Annotated in this window: 19 protein-coding genes, 3 tRNA genes, 1 pseudogene and 1 riboswitch; of the genes and pseudogenes, 13 read left to right on the forward strand and 10 right to left on the reverse strand. The window is 66.7% G+C overall.

Going from position 1 to position 15,048, the window contains the following annotated elements:
* Positions 1-247 precede the first annotated feature (247 nt).
* The 4 genes from QZ853_RS04090 to QZ853_RS04105 are packed head-to-tail and all read left to right on the forward strand — an operon-like array spanning position 248 to position 4,500.
* On the forward strand, positions 248-1,711 hold the full coding sequence (locus QZ853_RS04090; RefSeq protein ID WP_295570933.1) for a TolC family protein: 1,464 nt from the start codon (positions 248-250) through the stop codon (positions 1,709-1,711).
* Positions 1,708-2,847: an ABC transporter permease gene (locus tag QZ853_RS04095; RefSeq protein WP_295570935.1), complete on the forward strand. Its 1,140-nt coding sequence runs from the start codon at positions 1,708-1,710 to the stop codon at positions 2,845-2,847. Before QZ853_RS04090 ends, QZ853_RS04095 begins: the two co-directional genes overlap by 4 nt.
* A gap of 10 nt (positions 2,848-2,857) precedes the next feature.
* Entirely contained in the window at positions 2,858-3,586 is a 729-nt protein-coding gene (locus tag QZ853_RS04100) for an ABC transporter ATP-binding protein (protein ID WP_295570936.1), read from the forward strand.
* Positions 3,583-4,500 carry an HlyD family efflux transporter periplasmic adaptor subunit gene (locus QZ853_RS04105; RefSeq protein ID WP_295570938.1) on the forward strand — a complete coding sequence of 306 codons (918 nt, stop codon included), beginning with the start codon at positions 3,583-3,585 and terminating at the stop codon, positions 4,498-4,500. The genes QZ853_RS04100 and QZ853_RS04105 overlap by 4 nt, the downstream gene beginning before the upstream one ends.
* A gap of 2 nt (positions 4,501-4,502) precedes the next feature.
* Here the strand turns inward: QZ853_RS04105 and QZ853_RS04110 are convergent, their stop codons facing one another.
* Positions 4,503-4,955, reverse strand: a complete 453-nt coding sequence (locus QZ853_RS04110; protein WP_295570940.1) for a hypothetical protein — start codon at positions 4,953-4,955, stop codon at positions 4,503-4,505.
* Positions 4,948-5,349 (reverse strand): hypothetical protein, encoded by a 402-nt coding sequence (locus tag QZ853_RS04115; protein ID WP_295570942.1) that lies wholly within the window; start codon positions 5,347-5,349, stop codon positions 4,948-4,950. The genes QZ853_RS04110 and QZ853_RS04115 overlap by 8 nt, the downstream gene beginning before the upstream one ends.
* Positions 5,350-5,478: 129 nt before the next feature.
* On the opposite strand from QZ853_RS04115, the gene QZ853_RS04120 reads away from it, so the two are divergent.
* The 3 genes from QZ853_RS04120 to QZ853_RS04130 all read left to right on the forward strand — a co-directional run bounded on the left by QZ853_RS04120 (position 5,479) and on the right by QZ853_RS04130 (position 5,912).
* Positions 5,479-5,554, forward strand: a tRNA-Gly gene (locus tag QZ853_RS04120).
* A gap of 142 nt (positions 5,555-5,696) precedes the next feature.
* Positions 5,697-5,772: transfer RNA gene (locus tag QZ853_RS04125), tRNA-Gly, on the forward strand.
* A gap of 66 nt (positions 5,773-5,838) precedes the next feature.
* A tRNA-Cys gene (locus QZ853_RS04130) sits at positions 5,839-5,912 on the forward strand.
* A 69-nt stretch (positions 5,913-5,981) separates the two neighbouring features.
* Here QZ853_RS04130 and QZ853_RS04135 read toward each other — a convergent pair.
* Positions 5,982-6,623: pseudogene (locus QZ853_RS04135) on the reverse strand (flavin reductase).
* A 105-nt stretch (positions 6,624-6,728) separates the two neighbouring features.
* Between QZ853_RS04135 and QZ853_RS04140 the strand changes: the two are divergent.
* Together QZ853_RS04140 and QZ853_RS04145 are read left to right on the forward strand one after the other, a co-directional pair.
* Complete coding sequence (locus tag QZ853_RS04140; RefSeq protein WP_295570945.1) at positions 6,729-7,433, forward strand: winged helix-turn-helix domain-containing protein; 705 nt, start codon at positions 6,729-6,731, stop codon at positions 7,431-7,433.
* Positions 7,434-7,559: 126 nt separating this feature from the next.
* Entirely contained in the window at positions 7,560-7,829 is a 270-nt protein-coding gene (locus QZ853_RS04145) for a hypothetical protein (protein ID WP_295570947.1), read from the forward strand.
* 219 nt (positions 7,830-8,048) lie between these two features.
* Here the strand turns inward: QZ853_RS04145 and QZ853_RS04150 are convergent, their stop codons facing one another.
* The 3 genes from QZ853_RS04150 to QZ853_RS04160 all read right to left on the reverse strand — a co-directional run bounded on the left by QZ853_RS04150 (position 8,049) and on the right by QZ853_RS04160 (position 10,228).
* Positions 8,049-8,249 carry a hypothetical protein gene (locus tag QZ853_RS04150; protein ID WP_295570948.1) on the reverse strand — a complete coding sequence of 67 codons (201 nt, stop codon included), beginning with the start codon at positions 8,247-8,249 and terminating at the stop codon, positions 8,049-8,051.
* Positions 8,250-8,340: 91 nt separating this feature from the next.
* Complete coding sequence (locus tag QZ853_RS04155) at positions 8,341-9,423, reverse strand: hypothetical protein (RefSeq protein WP_295570950.1); 1,083 nt, start codon at positions 9,421-9,423, stop codon at positions 8,341-8,343.
* A gap of 310 nt (positions 9,424-9,733) precedes the next feature.
* A complete protein-coding gene (locus QZ853_RS04160) occupies positions 9,734-10,228 on the reverse strand; it encodes a DUF6265 family protein (protein ID WP_295570952.1) in 495 nt (164 codons plus the stop codon).
* 134 nt (positions 10,229-10,362) lie between these two features.
* Here QZ853_RS04160 and QZ853_RS04165 point away from each other — a divergent pair, with 134 nt between their 5' ends.
* Complete coding sequence (locus QZ853_RS04165; protein WP_295570954.1) at positions 10,363-11,196, forward strand: AraC family transcriptional regulator; 834 nt, start codon at positions 10,363-10,365, stop codon at positions 11,194-11,196.
* A 3-nt stretch (positions 11,197-11,199) separates the two neighbouring features.
* Here the strand turns inward: QZ853_RS04165 and crcB are convergent, their stop codons facing one another.
* Positions 11,200-11,592, reverse strand: coding sequence for a fluoride efflux transporter CrcB (gene crcB, locus QZ853_RS04170; RefSeq protein WP_295570956.1), 393 nt, complete (start codon positions 11,590-11,592; stop codon positions 11,200-11,202).
* Between the two features lie 82 nt (positions 11,593-11,674).
* A riboswitch (Fluoride riboswitch) is annotated at positions 11,675-11,738 on the reverse strand.
* Between the two features lie 22 nt (positions 11,739-11,760).
* A complete protein-coding gene (locus QZ853_RS04175) occupies positions 11,761-12,162 on the reverse strand; it encodes a transcriptional regulator (protein WP_345777877.1) in 402 nt (133 codons plus the stop codon).
* Between the two features lie 111 nt (positions 12,163-12,273).
* On the opposite strand from QZ853_RS04175, the gene QZ853_RS04180 reads away from it, so the two are divergent.
* The gene (locus tag QZ853_RS04180; protein ID WP_295570961.1) at positions 12,274-12,483 is read left to right on the forward strand and encodes a hypothetical protein; all 210 of its coding nucleotides are present in this window, start codon (positions 12,274-12,276) and stop codon (positions 12,481-12,483) included.
* Positions 12,484-12,835: 352 nt separating this feature from the next.
* Positions 12,836-13,072 carry a hypothetical protein gene (locus tag QZ853_RS04185; RefSeq protein ID WP_295570963.1) on the forward strand — a complete coding sequence of 79 codons (237 nt, stop codon included), beginning with the start codon at positions 12,836-12,838 and terminating at the stop codon, positions 13,070-13,072.
* 1 nt (position 13,073) lies between these two features.
* On the opposite strand, the gene QZ853_RS04190 is transcribed toward QZ853_RS04185, so the two are convergent.
* The gene (locus tag QZ853_RS04190) at positions 13,074-14,123 is read right to left on the reverse strand and encodes a 4Fe-4S dicluster domain-containing protein (protein ID WP_295570964.1); all 1,050 of its coding nucleotides are present in this window, start codon (positions 14,121-14,123) and stop codon (positions 13,074-13,076) included.
* Positions 14,120-14,407 carry a hypothetical protein gene (locus tag QZ853_RS04195; protein WP_295570966.1) on the reverse strand — a complete coding sequence of 96 codons (288 nt, stop codon included), beginning with the start codon at positions 14,405-14,407 and terminating at the stop codon, positions 14,120-14,122. Before QZ853_RS04195 ends, QZ853_RS04190 begins: the two co-directional genes overlap by 4 nt.
* Before the next feature lie 179 nt (positions 14,408-14,586).
* Between QZ853_RS04195 and QZ853_RS04200 the strand changes: the two genes are divergently transcribed.
* Entirely contained in the window at positions 14,587-15,027 is a 441-nt protein-coding gene (locus tag QZ853_RS04200; protein ID WP_295570968.1) for a group III truncated hemoglobin, read from the forward strand.
* Positions 15,028-15,048: the final 21 nt, after the last annotated feature.

The raw sequence follows: 15,048 nt of genomic DNA on the forward strand, positions 1-15,048 counted from the left end.
GCCTGTCGTTTTCGAACATGTCAGTCCGGAAGGCGGGGTGTCATGGTCGTGGGGACGGCCGCAGGCAACCGGCCGGGGAAGGCCGAGGTGGGCGCCAATGGCCTCGGATCGTGTCCAGTGTTCTGTGTGCTGCATGCCCTGAAAGGCTGACGAAAGGCTCATGCCATCGCTGCCTGAACCGCACGCGCGCTGTGACCTTTTTCGGACCATTTCTCCATGTTTGCTCCACAATCGCACGGTAGCCTTCATGCTCCTTCTACACGTTGGCGGGCTGGTGGTCAGGCGTATCACTCCAGTGGCAGTGCCCAGGACCGGGCGCGGAATCACCCTGCAGGCCGTGCTGCGCCCCGGCGCGCTGCTTGCAAGCTTGGCTCTGGCTGGCTGCATGTCGGTGTCCGTCCCGGACCTGCCTGATCGCACACCCAGCGCCTGGACCCAGGTGCCGCAGGGCCAGGGCGTGGCGGTCGATGCCCGTCAGTGGTGGAAAATGCTCTCCGACCCGGCACTGGACGGCCTGGTCGACCAGGCCATCGCGGGCAATCTCGACCTGCAGCAGGCCACGTTGCGTCTGCAGGCGGTGCGCATCGTCGCCGGCACTTCCGATTCGCGCTTCCTGCCGGAAATCTCGGCCAGCGCCAAGCAGGTGCAGGACGCCGCCGCCGTCGACACCTATTTCCATGCCGGCATCGAGGCGATCTGGGACCTGGGCCTGTTCGGCGCCGCAAAGAGCGCGCAGCTGGGCGCGCAGGCCTCGGCCGGCAATGCTGAAGCGCTGCGCCGCGCGGCGCAGGTGGCGGTGATCGCCGATGTGGTGCGCAGCTATCTCGACCTGACCGTTGCGCAGGCCCAGCAGGATCTGCTGACCCGCCAGCAGGCCGTGGACGATCGTGGCGAACAGTTGGCGCGGGTGCGGCAGCGCCTGCACCTGGATGAGCCGGGTGAGCTGGACCGGTTGCGTGCGCGGCAGGCGGCGACCCGCGCCGCGATCGCGCAGGCTGGCGAAAACGCGGACAACGCGGCGCGTGCGCTGGCACTGCTGCTCGGCCGCGATGGCCCTGACCCGGCCTGGCGTGCGTACCGCACGCCGCCGAAGCTCGGTGCGTTCGCGTTGCAGCAGGTGCCGGCGGATCTGCTGCGGCACCGTCCGCAGATCCTGCTGGCAGAATCGGAAGTGCTGCAGGCGGCGGCCGACAAGGGCTCTGCCCGCGCGGCGATGTACCCACGGGTCAGCCTCGGCGGCTCAATCCTGTACGCCTACAACCTCACCCAGAACGCGCGCTCCAACTCCGATTCCAGCCCCTCGATCGGTCCGTACATCGATATTCCACTGTGGGACTGGGGCCAGCGCCGTGCGCGCTTCCATGCCAATGAGAAGCAGCTGGATGCCGCGCTGCTCGGCTATCGCAAGGCGGTGCTGGAAGGCGTGAGTGAAGTGGAAGGCGCGCTGGGCAGCCTGGCGCGGCAGGACAGCAGCATCCAGTCGTTGCGCGCGGCGAATGATGCCGCCGGGCAGCAGGTCAAACGCCAGGCGCGGCAGGTGCAGCTGGGGCTGTCCAGCGAGTTCGAGGGTCTCGACACGCAGCGTGCCGCGCTGGCCTCGCAGGGCGATCTGATCGCCGCGCAGGGTGCACGCGTGCTGGCGTTTGCTTCGCTGTACCGCGCCCTTGGCGGCGCACCGCTGCCGGTCGAGGCTGAGGGCGAGCTGCAATGATCGCGCTGGCCCGCAAGACCCTGGCCTACGAGTGGCGCCGGTTCCTGCCGGTGGTGCTGGCGATGTGCTTCGCCGGCGTGCTGCTGATCGTGCAGGCCGCACTGGTGCTGGGCATCTTCGGCACCGCCGCGATCTACGTGAAGGCATCCTCGGCCGATATCTGGGCCGGCTTCCCGGGCACCCAGAGCGTCAACTACGGCCATGCGATCAGCGCCGATGTGGAAAGCCACCTGCGCATGGACCCGGATGTCACCCGTGTCGAACCCTATGAGTGGGTCGACGGCGAGTGGCGTTCCAGTGCGCAGGGCGCCGGCAATGTGTCGGTGTATCTGTCCGGCATCTCCACCCGCGACGACGCGATGATGTTCGCGCAGATCCTGCCGGCCGAGTTGCGTGCGCAGTTGCGCGAGCCAGGTGCGGTGATCGTCGACAGCGCCGATCTGGACACGCTGGGCGTGGACCTGCAGAACAACCGCGCCTGGATCAACGGCAAGGCCGTGCGTGTGGTTGCCGCGCAACCGGGTCTGCGCGGCCTCGGTGGCGTCAACGTGCTGGCCTCGCTGGATACCGCGCGCGGCATTGCCGGCACCGATCCGCATGAAGGCAGCACCTATTTCGTGGCGGGCCTGCGCTCGCCCGACCTGGCCGACCGCGTGCGTGATCGTCTGGTGGCCTCGATGGGGCAGGCCACGCCGGTCGAATTCTGGACCGCGCCGCAGTTCGCCAGCCGCTCGCAGCAGTACTGGCTGTTCGATACCGGCGCCGGCATCGCGGTGCTGTTCATGGCGGTCATCGTCTGCTTCGTCGGCGCGGTGATCACCAACCAGTCGTTCGCCTCGGTGGTCGCCGGTTCGGTGCGCGAATACGCCACGCTCAACGCCCTGGGTGCAGGCCGCTATGCGCTGGCGCGGGTGGTGTTCGAGCAGGCGCTGCTGATTGGTGGCGTGGGCATGTTGCTGGCCGCTGCTTTCAGTACGGTGGTGCTGCTGATCGCGCAGACCCAGCGCGTGCCGGTGCAGCTGACCCCGATGGTGATTCTCGGCTGCGTGGCCCTGGTCGCGGTGATGGCCATGCTGTCGAGCATCATGGCGGTCCGCAGCGTGGTCCGTTCTGATCCATCGTTGCTGCTGCGTTGAGGACCGGCCGATGACCTCCAGACATGGCGTCGCCCCCACGCTGCGGGCCGAAGCATTGGAAAAAGGCTTCATGTCCGGCGATGTGCAGGTGCCGGTGCTGCGTGGCCTGTCGCTGGATATCTATCCGGGCGAGTTGACCCTGGTATCCGGCCCCTCCGGTTGCGGCAAGAGCACGCTGTTGTCGCTGCTGTCGGGCTTGTCGTCGCCCGACGGTGGCCGCGTGCACGCGCTCGGCCAGGATGTGGGGCACATGAGCCGCAGCGAGGTGGAGCGTTTCCGCCTGCACCACGTCGGCTTCGTGTTCCAGGGTTTCAACCTGTTCCCGGCGCTGACCGCGCTGGAGCAGGTGCAGCTGCCGCTGGGCTACCGCGGCATGCGCAATCGCGAAAGCGAACCGCTGGCGCGCAGGGCACTGGAAGAAGTCGGCCTCAGCCATCGCAGCCACATGCGCCCGGCGCAGCTGTCCGGCGGTGAGAAACAGCGCGTCGCTGTCGCCCGCGCATTCGCCAAGTCGCCCACGCTGATCTTCGCCGACGAACCGACCAGTGCGCTGGATGCCGAGAACGGCCAGCGCGTGATCGACATCCTGCATCGCTACGCACGTGCGCATGGCGCCACCGTGCTGTGCGTGAGCCACGATCCACGCCTGATCCGGCATGCCGATCGGGTGATCGCCATGGAAGACGGCATCGTCCGTGATGACCGCCGCCAGAACGAAACTGTAGAGCCCGCCCCATGACCAAGACGTCACACCTGTTCCCGCTCAGCCTGGCCCTTTCCGCAGCGTTGCTGCTCGGCGCCTGCTCCAAGGACGCCCCCACGCCAGCGCCAATGCCTGCAGGCAAGGCCGGCAGCGCGGCCGGGAAGGTCGCGGTGGCGCGCGGCATCATCGACGTCGAAGGCGGGTTGATTGCGCTGGCGCCGCCGCTGGATGGCTCGATCAGCGCCGCGCCGGTGAAGGAGGGGGCGTTGGTGAAGAAGGGGCAGGTCCTGCTGTCGCTGGATGGCGCGCTGCTGCAACAGGAGGTGGCAATGGCTACCGCCGATCTGGCCCTGGCCAATGACCGGCTGAAGGGCAGCCAGGCGCAGCTGCGCGAACTGGAGCGCAACGCCACCCGCCTGGCCACCGGCGCCAGTGAAGGCGTGTCATCCAATCAGCAGGCCGACGCGGCCAAGCAGCAACTGGCCGGTGTGCGTGCCGATGTCGACGTGGCCGGTGCGCAGGTCGACATGGCCCAGCACAAGCTGGAGCACGCCAAACTGAAACTGCAGCAGATGTCGCTGACCGCGCCGGAAGCCGGCACAGTGGTCGGCCAGGTGCCGGGCCTCGGCGCCTTCGTGCAGGCGGGCAAGCCAGCGATTTCGCTGCTGCCGGCGCGCCCGCTGCAGGTGCGCGCCGAACTCAGTGCCGCCTACGCCGACGCAGTGCAGGTCGGCATGCACGCCACCGTGGTGCCGGACAGCGATGGCGCCGAGAACACCGGCACGCTGCCGCCGGCACGCGTGGTGCGTATCAGCCCGGTGTTCGCGCAGGCACGCCTGCCTGAAGACGCAGGCCGTGGCGTAGCCAAGGTGGTGGAGTGCGTGCTGGAGTTCGATGGCGAGGCCAAGGCGCGCTTCGGCCAGCATGTGCGGGTGGAGTTCCGGAAGTAACTTCAGCCCGGTGGCGGGGCCGGTTCATGGGCCCTGCGATGCCGGAGCGTGCGCCACGCGCTCACCAGTGGGACCAGGCACAGCGCCAGCAGCAGGCCCACGTCCAGCAGCAGCAACCACAGCAGGTGAGTGCCATGCACCGGTGGCTGGTGCATGGCCGACAGCATCCACGGCACCGACCACGCCAGCAGCAGGGCGAAGGCGATCAGCAGGCGCAGCCATAGCCGCTTCAATCTCCAGGGGCGCACGATCAGCGCGACCACGACCAGTTCCACTGTGCCCAGCAACGCGAAGACGATCACGCTGCTGGTCGGATAGGGCAGCGTGTGGCCTTCCTCCAGCTGATGCAGCAGCCAGTAGTCCGGGGTGAAACCGGCATTGACCAATGCAGCGATCAGCGCCAGCCAGGTCAGCGCGACCAGCAGCCAGAACAAGCGGATGTAGCGCCTAGGCATCGGCGGTGTCCCTGATGGGCAGCGCGTGGCTGCGTGAGGAGAGCCGCGCCGTTGCGATGATCGCGGCCAATGCCAGCAGGCCTGGGCCGATCGTGAAGTACAGCGCCCGCAGTGGATGGTGGTGCATCAGGGTCCAGGTGGCCAGGGCCAGCGGCAGCGCCAGCACCGCGAGCTTGGCAGCCAGCGGGCGCAGCACGGCGATCAGCGGCTGCGCAGCGATGAACATCCAGAACAGGTAGAGCTGGGCGAGACCGAGGCCGATGTCTCGGTGCGAATCGAATCCGACGTGCGCGCGATACCACGCAAGGCCCCAGGGCATCACGGCCCAATAGAGCAGTGCTGCCAGCAGATGCAGCAGCAGGGCGATCAGCAGTGGCTTGCCGCGAAGGAACATGGGCGCGCAGGTCCGGGCGGGGCAGCGTAACCCACTGCGGACGACTGTGACCGCATCGTGTGAAGACTGTTGACGGCGTGAAGGAATTTGGACACAATAGCGCTCCTTCGACGCAGGTCGAATGAATCTGCGGGAATAGCTCAGTTGGTAGAGCGCAACCTTGCCAAGGTTGAGGTCGCGAGTTCGAGTCTCGTTTCCCGCTCCAGATTCTACAGGGCCCCGACAGGGGCCTTGTTTTTCTCCCGCCACGGCGAGGCGGGGCGCGTTGAGCCACAAGGCTTTGCGCGCAGTCAGAAAAGTGAAATCGCTGGTGTGCGTTCCGGATTTCCGGTACCATGACGGCTTACGCGGGAATAGCTCAGTTGGTAGAGCGCAACCTTGCCAAGGTTGAGGTCGCGAGTTCGAGTCTCGTTTCCCGCTCCATGTTCCGACAGGCCCCATCTTGGGGTTTTGTCTTGTCAGGGCTACGTTCCTGGCGCGCAGTACGTTGGCCTCATGGCAGAGTGGCTATGCACCGGATTGCAAATCCGTTTACAGCGGTTCGATTCCGCTTGAGGCCTCCAATTGAAAAGCCCTGACTTCGGTCAGGGCTTTTTTATTTGTGTGGACTCCATGGCCTGCGGAATGCGTGGCTACACGCCGATGGGCACAACGGGTTCGGCCCGGAAGTTGCGCCCTACCGGATCGCTCACGCCCAGGTAGTGACGGAACAGATAGATCAGCGGCTTCCAGCGCGTCACGTCGATGTGCTGGGTGCCCGCAATGGTGATGTCCTAATGCGCATGCACGCAGCGGACACGGCCATCCACCATCACAAAGCCGGCGTCGCCTTCGCCGCTGGGTGAGTGCATCGCCATCACCGTGACTTCCACCTGCAGGGGGCATTCGGCAATCGCCGCGGGTGCCACTTTTGCGGAAGGCACCTGGGTAAAGCCAGCCAGCGCGAACTTGTCACGCGCGTGTACATAGCCCATCGCCTGTTTGGCGGCGGGGACCGGATCACGCCCCGTCGTCCGCGCGATCGCTTCAACCTGCGCGGCCTGTGGGGCGGAGGCAAAGTTGAGGACGCATTCGTTGCGCAGCTGCAGGTTGCGATAGCCTTGGCCCTGCGTGCCAAGTCCCAGCACCACCCGGTCGGCCAGTGCCCAGAACGAGGACAGCGGGCTGATGTTGCTGCTGCCATCGTCGTTCAGCGTGGTCATCAACAGTACCGGCGTGCCGGGGTAGAGCACCGGAGGGCGGATGCGCCGGCGCTCGAACGAAGCGTTTTTCATTGTGGATCTCATGATGGCCAGGTGCTCACTGTGCAATGTGCGCAGTGTCCGACGCTTCGGCCTGCATCGAACTGTCCGCACATCCCTGCATGCCACAATGCCGGCATGGTCCATACCTCCGGTTCCCTTGTCAGCGTCGGTGCCCTGGTCGGTGACCAGGCGCGCGCCAGCATGCTGCTGCAGCTGATGGATGGCCGCGCCTACACCGCGATGGAGCTGGCGCGGGTGGCCGGGGTGACGCCGCAGACGGCGAGCGCGCACCTGCGCAGGCTGGTCGAGGGTGATCTTCTGGTCGCCGTCGCGCAGGGGCGCCATCGTTATCATCGGCTGGCGTCGAGCGAGGTGGCCGACATGCTGGAGAGCATCCTGCGCGTTGCCGACCACACGCCTTCGTGCACGGCGGCGGCGTCACGCAGCCTGCCGGCGCTGCGCGAGGCCCGCTCCTGTTATCGGCACTTGGCCGGCGTGCATGCGGTCGCGATCGCCGATCGCCTGCTGCAGGCCGGGCATCTGCAACCGCGCGAGGGGCACTGGCAGGTCAGTGCGGAAGGGGCTGGTTTTCTTGGCGGCCTTGGCCAGCCGCTGCGTGATCTCCTGCAGCAGGCGGTGATGGCCAAGCCCGCGCGCTACTGCCGTGGCTGCCTGGACTGCACCGAGCGACGTCCGCATCTGGCCGGGTTGGTCGGCGAGGCGATGCTGGAGACCTTCGTGGAGAACGATTGGCTGCGGCGCATCGACGGCCGGCGCGAACTGCGGCTGACACCGCCGGGGCGCGAGGCCCTGTGGCGGCTGTTCAGCCTGGCGACCTGAGCTGCGTCTGGCCAGTCTCAGCCACCCACGACATGGCGAGGCGCTATGGTCAGGTTCCAAGTCTTAGGGAGCTGCAATGGCGAGCAAGGACATGAACGACCGCGGCACGCAGCCGGTGCGCCGACGATGAACAAATCCTCGGCGGAAGTACGCTGGCTGACATTCCGGCTGATGAACGGCCAATCGATTGGCCCGGACCGTCTGAAGGACGGCTGGGTGATCGCTTCGGAAACCCGGCACTGCGGCGTGCGCCGCGAGTCCATCGAAGGCGCCGGTGTGGTCTACGCACTGTATGCACCGGCCAATCTGGCCTCGCCGCGGCGCGCGGAAATGCGCATGCGCGAGTTCCTGATGAACTCGGGCTTCACGTTCACGATGGGCACGCTGGGCGGCTGATGCCGCCTGTCGTGGTTCAAGGGCGCACGGTAAGTGCCAAGCAGCGGCTGCTTCGTGCGGGCCAAGCAGGTGGCGCGGCCTGGCCCCTGGTCATGGCGGCCGATCTCCACGCTCCGGATGAAGCCGCCCGGTCAGACCGCCCCCGGGGTCCCAGGCTGGCATCGATGCCGCCGGCATGACGCGCTGAGCCGGCCCCCGCAGGAGCCGGCCGGACGCCGGTCAGGGAGACGGGCAGTCCATTTCGCGGCACAGCTTGTACTCGGCCAGGCACTGTTCGGAGGTTTTGCCCAGCGGCCCGTGGGTGGCACGCAGGCACTGCTCGTAGCGCAGCGTGCAGAACTCGCAGGTTCCTGCGGCGAACGCCAGGCCGGTCACGGCCACGCCAAGGAGCATCACGGTCTTCAAGGTCGTCTTGATCATCACGTCAGTCCTTTGTCTGCCCGTCAATGGGCCTGGCCACCATAGCAGTCGGCGCCGAGGTGTCCTGACGCACCGCGGCACGTCGCTGCGCTCAGCGCGGCACCGCCTTCAACGCATCGATCACCTGCGTGCCGGAGAAGCCGCAATGTCCTTCGCCCGCCGCAGGCAACACCCGCGGCAGCGGTCGTGCGCCGGCGCGTGCGGCCAACTGCGGATACACCGCCTGCATGTGCGGAACGATGGTCGGATCGTTGTGGTTGAACTGGATCACCAGTGGTCGTGTCAGCGCACCGGTCAGTGCCAGCGTGCTGCGCACCTGGGCCTGTGCGGCGGGCACGGCGTCGATGCGCCGCACGCCGGCATTGAAGGCGACGTCATCACCAAAACCGCGGTAGACCACGCCGGCGTTGCCGACCGGCATGCCGCCACTGCGGGTGGCCAGTTCATGCAGGACCAGCGCGTGCAGGCTGATCGCGTCGGCCAGTTCGTCAGTGGTGACCTGTAGCCGCTGCGCCAGCACTTCGGCATGTGTCGGGTCGCGTTGCAGTGCCGCGACGATACCCTGGTACAACTCGCCCTGTGGTAGCACGGCTGCTTCGCGCGACAGCAGCCCGTTGTTCGGCAGCCCCTCGGACCTGGGGAAGAAATAATCGAACGCGACCAGTGTGGTCAGCAGGTCGGTCGCGATCTGCTCGCCAGCGAGATTGGCACCGCACAGCGAAACACCACCGGCATAATGCTGGGGAAAGTGCTCGAGGCTGCCGATGGTCACCGCACCTCCCATCGAGAATCCCAGTATCCAGGTGTGCCGTACGTGCTTGAGCTCCACCAAGGCATGCTTGCGCAGCCGTTCCATGTCGTCGAGCGCATCGGCCACTGCCCACCCCTGGCTGGAGTACGCGCTCTGCGCGACGGCGTAACCCGCGCCCAGCAGCGCTGCGGTGCTGTCACTGGCCGGCATCGGCGTGGTGCGCGGTACACCTACCGGTTCATAGCCATGTGCCAGCATCACCAGTTCGCCGTTCCAGCGGGCTGGCACATCCAGCCGCCACGGCGCGCCCTGTAGTTCGCCGCTGAGCGTGCGCGGGGACGGGGGCGGGGGCGGTGTCGCCAGCAGCGCTGTCGAAGACACCAGCAGGCCGAGGGCGAGGGCATTTCGAAACAAGGCGCGCATGGTGATCATTCCATTCGGGAATGGCGCCGAGCATAGATCGCGGCGAAACCCTGCGCGCGCTGCACTGCCGCAGGAGATTGTGGTCTTGGCCGTCAGCGCCCTACGCGGGCGGCATGGCCCTGCGCACCATCCGCACTCCCCGCGGGAAGGCGGGGTAGCGCGCGGTCGTCACCACCATGCAACCGGGCCGGGAAGGCGGATTGCATGCAGCGCTCTCCCGGCAACTGGAATCCACCGATTCGCCGCGCCTGCGCCGGAGGAAGGCTTCGTCGTGATCCGCTACACGGCATAGCGACGTGCCGGGTAGGATTCAGCGCGCCGGTGCCGGGCCGCCGCAGCCAACGCGGTGCATCGGAAAGTCGATAGCCTGCTGCGGATTGTCCTGTGCCACCTCGATGCGCGCATGCGCACGTTGCGCGTCCAGGCGGCGGTAGCGGATGCGCTGCGGGAAGTCGTTGGCCGGGTTCTCGAACACCGCTTCATGCTCATCGAGGGCGGTAGCCGTGAAGTCGGTGGCGTTCTGGCCGGAGGGCAGGGCGGTCAGCACCAGGCGGCCATCGTCGTGCTGGCGCAACTGCATGAACTCGAAGCCGACGGTGCGCCCGTCGCGCACGCTGCGGCTGCTGCCGAGCAGGGTGCCGCCGGCAAGGCTCGACCATTGTTCGCCGGCCCCGGCCGGCTGTCCGTCGAGCTGCCAGCACCCGGCCAGCCACGCCAGCTGCTCGATCTTCGATGGGGTCGTTGCCGGCACCGGTGCGGCAGCCAGCAGCAGCGGCCACAGGGCCAGGGCGATGCGGATCGACATCGGTGCCTCCATGCGCGGGGATCTGCGGCCTGTATAGCGCCCGGGGGATCAGTGGGCCAGTGCCGTCCAGTCGAGAGGAGATTCCGATACGATTGGTCGTGTTGAGCTCATTCTGCTTGATTCGGAGTCCTGTCATGGTCGATCGCCTTGCCATCCTGCTTGATCGTTTCGCGGTCACCGCCTCGGTATTCCAGGCCGGCGCCCTGTGCGGCATCCATACCCTGGAGGCTGAGGACGAGGCCGGCCAGCTGCACCTGGTGCGGCGGGGCCCATTGCAGGTCAGTCACGGCCAGCAGACCGTGCAGGTCGATGCTCCCAGCCTGCTGCTGTACCCGCGGCCGATGCCGCATCGCTTCAGCAGCGATCCGCAGCTCGGCGCCGACATGGCCTGCGCGAACCTGCATTTCGAGGGTGGCCGGCTGAATCCGATCAGCGCGGCCCTGCCGGATTTCATCTGCCTGCCGTTGGCCGATCTCTATGGCGGGCATGCAGCGCTGGAGCTGCTGTTCGAGGAAGCCTTCGAGCAGCGCTGCGGGCGCGCGGCGATGGTCAACCGCCTGTTCGAGGTGGTGATGATCCAGGTGCTGCGCCAGTTGATGGAAGGCGGTGAGATGCGCGGTGGCCTGTTCGCTGGGCTCGGCCATCCACGCCTGCGGCTGGCACTGGTGGCGATGCACGAGGCACCGGCCCAGGCGTGGACGCTGGAGGACCTGGCCGATGTCGCTGGCATGTCGCGCAGCGTGTTCGCTGCCAGCTTCCGCGAGGCGATGGGCACGACCCCCGGCCAGTACCTGCAGGGCTGGCGGGTGGGGCTGGCACAGCAGGCGTTGCGCCAGGGCCGGCCGCTGAAGCGGATCGCCGATGAAGTCGGCTATGGCAGCGAGGCGGCGTTGTCGCGGGCGTTCAAGGCTCACACCGGGCAATCGCCGCGGCAGTGGCGCGGCCAGGCCCGCGCTGCCGCGGCCTGAGCGTCAGCCCATCAACAGTCGGGTCAGCCTCATGCCACCGAACAGGCCGGCCAGGCCCAGCGCCATCGAGCCACCGGCATACAGTGCGGCCAGCCCGTGCTGGCCGCGTTGCAGCAGCAAGCCGATTTCCAGCGCGTAGGTGGAAAACGTGGTGTAGCCGCCGAGGATGCCGGTGGCCAGCAGCAGGCGCAGCTGTGGAGAAGCGCCGTTGCGCAGGGCGAAGGCTTCAACCACCACCCCCATCAGCAGCGCGCCACTGATGTTGATCAGGAAGGTCGACCACGGCCAGGGGCTGCTCGCCGCCACCCGTGCACCGATCATGTTGCAGGCATGGCGCAGGCAGGCGCCGAGGCCGCCTCCGATGAAGACCAGGAAATAACTGTTCAATGCTTGCATCGCGTGCCTCGAGTGCGCAGCCGCAGGATCGATGGCGAACGGCGAAGGCAGGCGCGGCCTGCCATCGACGAACGCCGGGTTCGTCTTGGCAGGAGCCATCAGCCCTCTCAGGCGGTTATCGGGGGAGCCCCATCCCCATCGGCGACCATGCTACCAGCGTGGGTGCAGTTACGTCATCGAGGTGGTCAGAATGCGGGCCACCTTGCTGCGGCTGAACCCGTCCATCAGCAGTTCGAACGCCAGCAGATCCAGGGCCGCATGCCGCCGGTGATCGATCTCCAGGCCGTTCTCGGCCACCAGGTGGCTGACCAGTTCGTAGGCGTCCTGCCAGACATCCAGATGGGCCTGGCTGGGAATGTAGGCATTGCCGGGCTCGCCCACGCCGCGCCCGCTGACTCCATACAGGAGTTCGCGCGCGTCGAGTTTGGCCGCATCGGCGATGCGGAACAGTTGTTCGGCTTTTACATGGGAGGCACTGACATGGTCGTTGAGCCAGTTGCTGATGGTTGCCGTCGTCGATTTGGCGGCACGGGCCAGATCGGCCGGGCGTGGGTGCCCGGCTTTCTTCATGGCGGCGGCGAGTCGTTGGCCAAGAGTATTCATCTATGCAAGCCAGCTTAACGCGTGGCTTGCGAAGAATTCTTGTCGCGAGAATAAGTCTGGTTAACAGAAGGACCGACCGTGACCGAATTCTGGAACAAGCGACAGGTGCGAACCCGGCTGGGGTTCCGCACCGATGCCGAACTGGCACGTTTCTTTGGCATCAGCCGATCCGCTGTCTCGCAATGGCCGCGTGACTTCCCGATTCCGGCCCTGCGCCAGTACATGCTGCAGCAGCGCTATCCGAACCTGTTTCCCGCAAAGGACGCCACGGAAAGCGAATCCATCTGAATTGCGCCGCTCTTTGTCGCGTTTAGCACGCTAAGCGTCATTTGCTAAGTAGACTTAGCAAAATAGAAAGAAATGATCGATCTGCCTATGCCGATCAACGCCGCCTACTGGGGGTGGGACGGAGGGCTCTGGGTCGCCTGTCGGCTTCACCCCGCCCGGTAGCCTTGGGGACTCGCATGCAGTTTTGTGAACGATTAATAATTTCGATCGCAAAAATGGCGCGATGTAATTGACCTGTCGTGAAATCTGTGCCTAATTGGGGTCAACCGGCCGTGAAGCCGGGAGTCTTTCAGTAGCACGCAAGTGAGTCGGTCGTCCGTCAACGATGCAGAACAAGTCCAACGGAGGTCGTATGGAATACGGCATGCATGGCTTGGCTGAACGGGTACGCCGCGAACTGGAAGCCAGCTATCACAAACACGGATGCGGTCCGGCGTTCTGGGATACCTATCAGCAGGTGCTGGATCGCCTGGTCCCGCAGGGCACCGAGCGTACCGAAGTCACCAATGAAATGGCGTTGATCATCGAGCAGCTGGGCATCGTCCGACGTGCGCAGCTGGTACCGCCTCACGTCGACGGGCCGCGTTGATTCAGAGCAGGCGCCAGGCGCCACAGGCCAGCAGCGCCAGCAGCATCGACAGCAGGGCCAGGGTCCGCGGTCGCCACCAGCGCCGCGGTTGACCGGCCATCGTCTGCGGACTGCAGTAACGCACCAGCCCCGGACCGAATCCGGCCTGGTGCTGCTGCTGCGCGCAGGCCTCCAGGCAGGCGCCGCAGGCCAGGCAATCGGCCTGCGGTCCTTGGCGGATGTCCAGTTGCATCGGGCAGGCCTTGAGGCAAGCGCCGCAATCGGTGCAGTCGCCCAGGCGGTCGGCGCTGAAGGTGGGCATCGGCCCGGCCAGGAGCGGATGCGCGGCGCGGAACACGTAGTCCTGGGCGGTGGTCGGGTCGAGCAGGCCGCGGCCGCGGCCAAGCACACCTCCCAGCCCGGAAGGGCGTGGCCCTCGCGGTTCACCGCGACGCGCGTCGAACAGCATGCGTGGCGTATGCGGATCGGTCAGCAGCGGCTGCATGCGTGCGAATGGGCACAGCGAACGGCAGACCTGCTCGCGCAGGAAGCCGGCATTACCCCAGGTGGCGGCGGCGTAGAACAGCACCCAGAAGGTTTCCCAGCCGCTCCAGCCGGCGTGCGGCGCGCTAGACAGCAGCGCATCGATCGGGCTGAACAGGCCGACGAAGGTGATGCCGGTCCAGATCGACAGCAGTCCCCAGGCCAGTTGCGTGGCCGGGCCAACGGCCACCGCCGGCAGCCGTCGCGCCAGCCCGCGCGCGATCCAGTCGAAGGCTACCCGCCACAACGTCTGCGGGCAGGCATGGCCGCACCAGAGGCGCCCCGTCAGGTGGGTGATCAGTGCAAGGCTCACCGCCAGCACGGCCAGCAGGCCGATCAGCATGCCCACGTCGCCGGGCCACAGCGTCCAGCCGAACAGGTCGAAGCGGCGTGCACCGATGTCCAGCAGCAGGGCCTGGCGACCGTCCCAGCGCAGCCACGGCAGGACATAGAAAAGTGCAAGCAGCACGGCGCTGAGCGTCCCACGCCAGTGCCGGGGGCGGGGCCGGGTGGAGCAGGGCGTACTCATCCCAGCGGCAGCTCCTCGTCATCGTCGCCTGGCATCGGCCGGTTCAGATACCAGGTAACCGCGCTGGACAGCGCTGTTACTGCCCAGAACATGAAAAAGCCCGCGCTATAGCCGAGTTCGCGGCTGATCGTCGTGCCCGGAAAGCTGATCGCCTGCAGCCGCAACGGGTCGACGAAGGCGAAGAACACCACGCTGGCCGCGCCGGCAGCGATGAAGCTGGGCCAGAGGATCGAGCCCCATTGCTGGATCAGGTGCTGGCGGCGGTTGGGAGAGGGTCTGTTCATGCTGTCCCGGATCGGAAAGTGGGCGGCGCGTATACTGCGCCGGTATTGGCGCCGCATCCGCAAGGCATGCTTCCTGCAAGCGTGTCAGCCTAGGTGCAGCGGACTGCGCCGACATTGATCTGGATCAACGGTGGTGGCGGCCGGCTGCGGCACACTGCCGGCACGTTTTGGGTACCCCGATGAACGCACCCCCGCCGCCTGTCATTCCCGTCGCCTCGCCCGAGCTGTGCACCGAGCAGGAAGTGACCCGCCTGGTGCACGACTTCTACGCACGCGTGCGCCAGGAAGAGCGGTTGGGACCGGTCTTCGAAGCGCATGTGCATGACTGGCCGGAGCACCTGGCGCAGCTGGTTGATTTCTGGTCGGCGATGCTGCGCGGCACGCGCCGTTTCAAGGGTTCGCCGATGTCCAAGCACATGGCCATCGCGCTGGATAAGGACCTGTTCGAGCGCTGGCTGGCACTGTTCCGGATCACCACGGCCGAGTGCGGCAATCCGCTGATGCAGACGCTGGCCGATGACGTCGCCGCGCGCATCGGCGACACCTTCTGGAAGCGCTACCAGATGCTGCGCTGGCCGCAGGTCGGCCTGCCGGTGCTGGGGATGCCCGCCAAGGATTGATCTGGGTCAAGGCGCTGGCCG

The organism is uncultured Stenotrophomonas sp. (assembly GCF_913778665.1).
Taxonomy (GTDB): Bacteria; Pseudomonadota; Gammaproteobacteria; order Xanthomonadales; family Xanthomonadaceae; genus Stenotrophomonas.

Excerpts from the sequence above, each read along its gene's own strand:
- QZ853_RS04165 (WP_295570954.1), top strand. The coding sequence starts at position 10,363 with ATGGTCGATCGCCTTGCCATCCTGCTTGATCGTTTCGCGGTCACCGCC.
- QZ853_RS04140 (WP_295570945.1), top strand. The coding sequence starts at position 6,729 with ATGGTCCATACCTCCGGTTCCCTTGTCAGCGTCGGTGCCCTGGTCGGT.
- QZ853_RS04115 (WP_295570942.1), bottom strand. The coding sequence starts at position 5,349 with ATGTTCCTTCGCGGCAAGCCACTGCTGATCGCCCTGCTGCTGCATCTG.
- QZ853_RS04105 (WP_295570938.1), top strand. The coding sequence starts at position 3,583 with ATGACCAAGACGTCACACCTGTTCCCGCTCAGCCTGGCCCTTTCCGCA.
- QZ853_RS04185 (WP_295570963.1), top strand. The coding sequence starts at position 12,836 with ATGGAATACGGCATGCATGGCTTGGCTGAACGGGTACGCCGCGAACTG.
- QZ853_RS04160 (WP_295570952.1), bottom strand. The coding sequence starts at position 10,228 with ATGTCGATCCGCATCGCCCTGGCCCTGTGGCCGCTGCTGCTGGCTGCC.
- crcB (WP_295570956.1), bottom strand. The coding sequence starts at position 11,592 with ATGCAAGCATTGAACAGTTATTTCCTGGTCTTCATCGGAGGCGGCCTC.
- QZ853_RS04095 (WP_295570935.1), top strand. The coding sequence starts at position 1,708 with ATGATCGCGCTGGCCCGCAAGACCCTGGCCTACGAGTGGCGCCGGTTC.
- QZ853_RS04175 (WP_345777877.1), bottom strand. The coding sequence starts at position 12,162 with ATGAAGAAAGCCGGGCACCCACGCCCGGCCGATCTGGCCCGTGCCGCC.
- QZ853_RS04155 (WP_295570950.1), bottom strand. The coding sequence starts at position 9,423 with ATGCGCGCCTTGTTTCGAAATGCCCTCGCCCTCGGCCTGCTGGTGTCT.
- QZ853_RS04150 (WP_295570948.1), bottom strand. The coding sequence starts at position 8,249 with ATGATCAAGACGACCTTGAAGACCGTGATGCTCCTTGGCGTGGCCGTG.
- QZ853_RS04145 (WP_295570947.1), top strand. The coding sequence starts at position 7,560 with ATGAACAAATCCTCGGCGGAAGTACGCTGGCTGACATTCCGGCTGATG.
- QZ853_RS04195 (WP_295570966.1), bottom strand. The coding sequence starts at position 14,407 with ATGAACAGACCCTCTCCCAACCGCCGCCAGCACCTGATCCAGCAATGG.
- QZ853_RS04190 (WP_295570964.1), bottom strand. The coding sequence starts at position 14,123 with ATGAGTACGCCCTGCTCCACCCGGCCCCGCCCCCGGCACTGGCGTGGG.
- QZ853_RS04110 (WP_295570940.1), bottom strand. The coding sequence starts at position 4,955 with ATGCCTAGGCGCTACATCCGCTTGTTCTGGCTGCTGGTCGCGCTGACC.
- QZ853_RS04090 (WP_295570933.1), top strand. The coding sequence starts at position 248 with ATGCTCCTTCTACACGTTGGCGGGCTGGTGGTCAGGCGTATCACTCCA.
- QZ853_RS04100 (WP_295570936.1), top strand. The coding sequence starts at position 2,858 with ATGACCTCCAGACATGGCGTCGCCCCCACGCTGCGGGCCGAAGCATTG.
- QZ853_RS04200 (WP_295570968.1), top strand. The coding sequence starts at position 14,587 with ATGAACGCACCCCCGCCGCCTGTCATTCCCGTCGCCTCGCCCGAGCTG.